5 protein-coding genes are annotated in these 3,405 nt (G+C 67.0%); 4 read left to right on the top strand and 1 reads right to left on the bottom strand.

All coding sequences use genetic code 11. The features are described 5' to 3' along the window. The 4 genes from PLC66_RS22385 to PLC66_RS22370 all read left to right on the top strand — a co-directional run. On the top strand, nucleotides 1–406 hold a 406-nt coding region (locus tag PLC66_RS22385; protein ID WP_324544389.1), incomplete at its 5' end, for an SOS response-associated peptidase. A gap of 178 nt (nucleotides 407–584) precedes the next feature. Next, nucleotides 585–1,541 (top strand): DNA-binding protein, encoded by a 957-nt coding sequence (locus tag PLC66_RS22380; RefSeq protein ID WP_324544388.1) that lies wholly within the window; start codon nucleotides 585–587, stop codon nucleotides 1,539–1,541. Further along, the gene (locus PLC66_RS22375; RefSeq protein ID WP_324544387.1) at nucleotides 1,534–2,139 is read left to right on the top strand and encodes a 3'-5' exonuclease; all 606 of its coding nucleotides are present in this window, start codon (nucleotides 1,534–1,536) and stop codon (nucleotides 2,137–2,139) included. The genes PLC66_RS22380 and PLC66_RS22375 overlap by 8 nt, the downstream gene beginning before the upstream one ends. A 34-nt stretch (nucleotides 2,140–2,173) precedes the next feature. After that, a complete protein-coding gene (locus PLC66_RS22370) occupies nucleotides 2,174–2,428 on the top strand; it encodes a helix-turn-helix domain-containing protein (protein WP_004248766.1) in 255 nt (84 codons plus the stop codon). 4 nt (nucleotides 2,429–2,432) lie between these two features. Here PLC66_RS22370 and PLC66_RS22365 read toward each other — a convergent pair whose 3' ends face one another. Beyond that, nucleotides 2,433–2,924, bottom strand: a complete 492-nt coding sequence (locus PLC66_RS22365; RefSeq protein WP_324544386.1) for a thermonuclease family protein — start codon at nucleotides 2,922–2,924, stop codon at nucleotides 2,433–2,435. Between the last annotated feature and the right edge of the window lie 481 nt (nucleotides 2,925–3,405).

Here is a 3,405-nt window from a genome sequence, read left to right as displayed (position 1 = left end):
CCGCCGGCGCTGCCTCGTGCCGGCCAACGGCTTCTACGAGTGGCAGCCGCTCGGTGACCGGCAGGGCGGCGGCAAGCAGCCGTTCTACATCCACCCGGTCGGGGGCGAGTTCTTCGCGCTCGCCGGGCTGTGGGAGCGCTGGACGCGGCCGGCCGACGGCGAGGAGATCGACACCTTCACGATCGTCACCACCGAGGCCAACGCGGCGATGCGCCCGCTGCACGACCGCATGCCGGTGATCCTGGCGCCGGCGGATTGGTGGGCGTGGCTCAACGGGGCGACCGCCGCCGACCAGGTCCAGGCGCTCTTGCGCCCGTGCCCGGAGGCGGCGCTTGCGGCGTATCCGGTTTCGAGCGCGGTGGGCAGCGTCCGCAACGACGCGCCGGCGCTGATACAGCCCGTTTGAGCGGCGTTCTCTGCGCGGCTGAGGGCGAACCCAGGATCGGGGCGCCTGAGCCGTCCTGAACGGGCGTGGCGGCGTCCGTGGAAAAGGCCCCTCCCCGCGCGACGGGCAAATAATCGCTTGCATAATCATAATAATCATATTATTATGATTATTATCTAGTCCCGATTGGAGTGCCGCCATGAACCAGAACCTCTCCCTCGACGCCCGTGAGCGTGTTTTCGCCGCGGCGAGCCAGATTTTTGAGGAATCCGGCCGGCAGACGATGCCCACCGTCGATCAGGTCCGTCGCCTGGCCAAGGTCGACATGCATGCGGCGACCGCGGCGATGCGCGAATGGCGTCGGCAGCAGACCGCCCAGGCGGCGCCGATCGCCGTCGCCGTGCCGGAGGTGGTGGCCAAGGCGAACGAACTTGCGGTCGCCCAGCTCTGGACGCAGGCCCAGGAACTGGCGAACCAGTCTCTGCGCGAGGCGCAATCGGCGTGGGATGCGGAGCGGGCCGAGCTCGACCAGCTGCGCGTCGAGCTCTCGGACGCGTTCGAGGCCCAGGCCGACGAGCTCGAGCAGGCCAGGTCACGCATCGAGGCGCTCGAGCGTGAGGCGCGCGAGACGGCGGAGGTTGCTGCCGCGGAACTCCAGAAGCTGCGCGACGAGCTCGCCCAGGTGCGCGCCGAGCTGGGTGCGGCGACCACCCGCGCCGAGCGCTCTGAGGCGACTGCGGCCGAGCTCGAGCGCCGCGTCGCCGATCTGCGCGGTGAGCTCGACCGCGCCCACGCCGATGTCGATCAGGTGCGGGCCGAGCTCAGCCGTGCGCACGCCGACGTCGACCAGGCGCGTGGCGAGCTCAAGCGCGCGGCAGCCGATGCCGAAGGCCTGCGCAACGAGCTCGCCGCGGCGAAGGCGAAGGCGGACGCTGCCGAGCAGGCGCACCAGGAGCAGCGCAAGGATGCCGCCAAGGAAGCGCAGCGCTGCGCCGAAAAGGTGCTTGCCGCGCAGAAGTCGCACGACGCGATCGCGAAGGAAGCCGCCGCCGCCCGCGAAAGTGCGGCGCGTCTGTCGGGCCAGCTCGAGGCCGTGCAGGCGCAGAACAAAGCGCTGATGGAAACCTTGCGCGGCAAGGTCGCCGGTAATGGCTGATCCGGCCGTCCGTGAGGCGATCAGCCGGCAGGCCCGTGCCTGGCTGGCCGCCAATGCGTTGATCCTGGATACCGAGACGACGGGCCTCGGCGACGATGCAGAGGTCGTCGAGCTCGCGGTCATCGACTGCGCCGGGGCCGTGCTGCTCGACACCCTCGTGCGCCCGTCCGGGCCGGTCCCGGCCGAGGCCGCCGCGATCCACGGCATCACCGACGCCATGCTCGCGGGCGCGCCGACCTGGTCGGAGATCCACGCGCGGTTCTGCGACCTGGTTGAGGGCCGCCAGGTCGTGATCTACAGCCGCGAATTCGACACTCGTGTGATCACTCAGACCGCGCGCCGTTACGGCCTGCCGGCGCCGCAGGGTTTCGACCTGGTGCTCGATCCGGGCCGCATCCATTGTGCGATGCAGGCCTATGCCGAGTTCCGCGGCGAGTGGAGCGCGGAGAAAGGCCGCTATCGCTGGCAGAAGCTCTCGGCAGCGGCGCAGCAGCAGGGCGTGACCGTCACGAACGCTCACCGCGCGCTCGGTGACTGCCTGATGACCCTCGGTTTGGTGCGCGCCATGGCGTCCCCGGGAAATGCTCAAGGGGTATGATGAGGGCGTTTAAAGATCATCATTGGTGAGCACGATGGCTGCCCCGAAACTCATCTTCGGTACCTCCGAAGAGATCAAAGCGTTCCGCCGCAAGCATGGCATGAACCAGTCACAGTTCTGGGGGCGGGTCGGAGTCACGCAGTCGGGCGGCTCGCGCTACGAGAGCGAGCGCAACATCCCGCAGCCGGTCAGGCTGCTGCTGCACATCGTCTATGCGACCGATGACCGTTCGAACCGGCTCGTCGACCACCTTCGGAAGTGGAAAACCGAGCCGAAGCCGGGCGCGTGAGCGTTCAGCGGGGGGTGTTTTTCCTTCTGGCCTTCCTGAAGTCCCAGGGCGCCATCGGCGCCCGGTCGGCCCACAGGCCCTGGCGGGCGTCGCGCGCGCGGTCTTCCGCTTTTGCGTAGCGCCGCCGGTCCGCTGGCGACTGCTCGCGAGAGTATGCCTTGTAGTGCCACGCCATCCCGGCCTCGACCTGGGCGAGGTTGGCGTCGATGCCGTCGACCTCGATCCTGCACACCGCGCGCTTGTAGCGGTCGGTTTTGGGGCACTCGGCCGTCACCTGCCTTCCGAACACGAGTGCGCCCAGGTGAAGCCGCGAGCGGTTCCCGAACGGCTGGCGCTTCTCCGGTGCGTCGATTCCGGAGAGGCGGAGCTTGTGCTGCCGCAGGTTGGCGTCGAGCAGGGTCACGGTGTCGCCATCAGCGATCGAGACGATGCGGCCGGTGAGTTCATCGGCGTTGCTGGTCTCGATGCCGGCCACGAACAGAATCGCGGCGCCCACCCAGAGCAATCCTTTCACACCGCCAAGAGAGCGCCTCATTCTTGTCCATACGCCCACAGGAGCCGGACTCTGTGGCGCTTTTATGAGAAGTTCAGATACAGGTGGTTTGTTTTGTTTGTGCAGATGGAGTCTGTACTCTGAACTGAGTGAATAGGCGAAAGCCCCGGGCGGCGCTAACCGTTCCGAGGCTTTTGCGGTTCACCCGGCGACTCGCCCATTTACCAGATGAACGAGCCGCCTTGCCGATCCACCTGCACACCAGGCGCCGACGTGAAGTTGATTGTAGCCAAAGGCATCTTCTTGAACCACGGAGAAGATGGCAAACAACCATAACCATCTGGATGGATCCTCTGGTCATGCACCTTTCCAGGGGGACTTATTTGACGCTTCAAGATGGCCTCGACGTCCTTACTGCGCTGACGACTTGGAGCAGGGGGTGTGCATCCGCTCTCTGGCCTCGGCAATCAAGCGGCCCTACATC

It is taken from the genome of Thauera sp., assembly GCF_035444905.1.
Taxonomy (GTDB): Bacteria; Pseudomonadota; Gammaproteobacteria; order Burkholderiales; family Rhodocyclaceae; genus Thauera.
This window is presented reverse-complemented; position numbering and strand designations above follow the sequence as displayed.